Source organism: Corallococcus sp. 4LFB (assembly GCF_046520365.1).
Classification (GTDB): Bacteria; Myxococcota; Myxococcia; order Myxococcales; family Myxococcaceae; genus Corallococcus; species Corallococcus caeni.
In genome coordinates this window covers 1-2,546 of the sequence record NZ_JBKGHJ010000793.1, presented here as the reverse complement: position 1 = coordinate 2,546, position 2,546 = coordinate 1, and the positions used below count along the sequence as shown (strand labels likewise).

Below are 2,546 nucleotides of genomic sequence, written 5' to 3'. Positions count from 1 at the left end.
TGGTCGTCGCCGCGGCCGCCACGCACTACGCCGTGCTGATGGACTTCGTGGGGGGATAGGGATTGCCGCGTCCGCCCGACGCGCCGTAAATAGGCCATCGCCGACCTGTCGCCTCCTGCCTTCGGTGGCCATGCGCATCCACGCCTGCATCGCGATCCTGCTCCTCATTTCGGCCTGCGCGACGACGGTTCCCGCCACGAAGGCGCCCACGGTGCGCGGCCGGAGGATTGGCAACCTCCAGCGAGCGGCGGCGCTGCCCTGGAGGGACGGTGGGAAGTGCGTTGTTCGCGAAGCGTCCCGGCCCTGGCCTGTCTTGGTGGAGCGGTGCTACCGGGCCCTCGACCATGACCGGGTCGAGTTCCACGACACCGAGGGAAGATGCGCGGTCGCCTCCTCTGGCGCCGCCGCCGTGGGACTCGGGTTCTGCGTGCTGGCGGCCCCTGAAATTGTCGTGGGAGCCGTGATCGTCCTTGGCGTGGTGGTGGTCGCCGTCGCCATCAAGGAGGAGCTGGATGCTTATGAGCTACGGCACCACTATCCCGAGGAAGCAGGGCCCGCGCGAGAAACGAGGTTCGCGGCTCGGGAGGTTGTAGCGAACCGTAAGCCCAAGCTGGAGCCGGAGCCCGCGGGAAAGGACTGGCAGCCCCCGGTGCCACCCGTGCCCGTGGACCGGACGCGCCACGCCAGTTGCGAGCCCGTTCCAGTGCCTCATGCAGGTGAGGACAATGCGCATAACGAGTGCGCCGACAAGTTCCCGCCCAACCGCTACCCCGGCAACGACGTGCTCGTGAACGGCAAGCGCTTTGATGCGCTGCAAGTCGGCGTGCGTGTGCTGTGGGAGATCAAGACATATCAATTCGACACGTACAGTGACTTTCTGAAGGAACGGGTGATCGAACAGCAGGTGGAAGAGTTCCAGGAGGATCGGAACATCGCGGAGGAATGTGGATATCGCTTCGTCGTTGGGGTGAGCAGTACCGCGCACAAGGAAGCCCTGCTCCGCCTGGATCCCAGCCTCCAGATCGCCGTCACGGGCTGCAAACGATGACCCCACGAAAACGCCTCGAACTGAACGTCTATGCGCCTGCGCTCGTGAGGGATGACGGCCGTACACTCGCTGTCGTCCGGGGTGTAGAGCTGGCGCTGCCCGGCTTGCGCCTGGAGTGGGAACTAGACAAAGAAGGGCGTCCCGTTGAGGTACCGCGACGCGAAGCCTGGCTCGCTGAGGCAGCCACACGCGGAAAGCTCCCGTTGCTATGCAACGGCGACGAGAGCTACCCCGTGACCATCTCCGGGCTGCGGCGATTCGCCAGCGCGAGCGCTGGCGGTCAACCCCAGTTCCAGGTCCATGCGAAGCTGCCACTGGACGCGCCCGTCATCACGGCAGCATCCACCGTGCTTGAAGCCGTGACAGAAGGCGCACGTGCATACTGGGGGCAGGCAACTCCAGACGCCGCCGCGGTGGACATCGCGTATCAGATCGCCCCCACGCCGGAAGGACCACCCTCCCCACGCCGGGGGCTGCCTGCCCTGAAGCTCTTCCAGAACATCCGCTCACCAGAGATTCCCTATTACCTCGGGTGGCTGAACTTCTGGTCAGCCGCTGCCGCACGGGCCATCGGGTTCCCGGATCCTGCTCGCGATGCCGAATGGCTCTCACGGGCGCGGCGTACAGCATCGGGCGGGTGGGTCGTGCAGCTCACGGAGGCGCCCCTCGACCTGGACGACCCTTCCCACCTGGACGCGCTCAAGCGGGCCTACGAGCGATTCCCTGGAATCGGCGGGCGGCTGGTGCCCTGACCCAGGATGGAGAGGGACTGTCGGCCACCGCACGCCGCATCGGGCCGCGGCTCCAGGTGCGGCGCCCCGTGGCGGGATGGACCCTTCCTCCCGGGAGGAAGCACCATGGCCGGCTCGACGCTCACCACGCAGTGCTGCATCGCGGGCGGAGGTCCGGCGGGCATGATGCTGGGGCTGCTGCTGGCCCGGGCCGGCGTGGAGGTGAAGGTGCTGGAGAAGCACGCGGACTTCCTGCGCGACTTCCGGGGCGACACCCTCCACCCGTCCACGCTGGAGCTGATGCACGAGCTGGGATGGCTGGACGAGCTGCTCGCCCTTCCCCACTCGGAGGTCCGGGACCTGCGCTTCCAGCTTGGCACGCACGACCTCCAGGTGGGCGACTTCCGCCACCTCCCCACGCACGCGCGCTACCTCGCGTTCATGCCGCAGTGGGATCTGCTCGACTTCATCGCGCGCAAGGCCGCCCTGTACCCGGGGTTCCAGCTGCTGCGCCGCACGGAGGTGACGGACCTCGTGCGTGACGACAAGGGCCAGACGGTCGGGGTGCGCGCGCGGACGCCCGAGGGCCCGCTGGAGGTGCGCGCGTCGCTGGTGGTGGCGGCGGACGGCCGGACCTCCACGCTGCGCCAGCAGTCCGGCCTGGAGGTGAAGGTCCTGGGCGCCCCCATGGACGTGCTCTGGTTCCGCGTGTCGCGCCAGGCCGAGGACGGGACCCGCCCTGGCCGCTTCGAGCGCGGACAGGTCCT

3 protein-coding genes are annotated in these 2,546 nt (G+C 68.1%); all 3 read left to right on the top strand.

All coding sequences use genetic code 11. From position 1 onward, the window contains the following. Positions 1–130: 130 nt before the first annotated feature. The gene (locus ACLEQD_RS41205) at positions 131–1,048 is read left to right on the top strand and encodes a DUF6310 domain-containing protein (RefSeq protein ID WP_410391384.1); all 918 of its coding nucleotides are present in this window, start codon (positions 131–133) and stop codon (positions 1,046–1,048) included. Continuing rightward, a complete protein-coding gene (locus ACLEQD_RS41200) occupies positions 1,045–1,800 on the top strand; it encodes a DUF5953 family protein (RefSeq protein WP_410391383.1) in 756 nt (251 codons plus the stop codon). Before ACLEQD_RS41205 ends, ACLEQD_RS41200 begins: the two co-directional genes overlap by 4 nt. Before the next feature lie 105 nt (positions 1,801–1,905). Further along, on the top strand, positions 1,906–2,546 hold a 641-nt coding region (locus ACLEQD_RS41195), incomplete at its 3' end, for an FAD-dependent monooxygenase (RefSeq protein ID WP_410391382.1).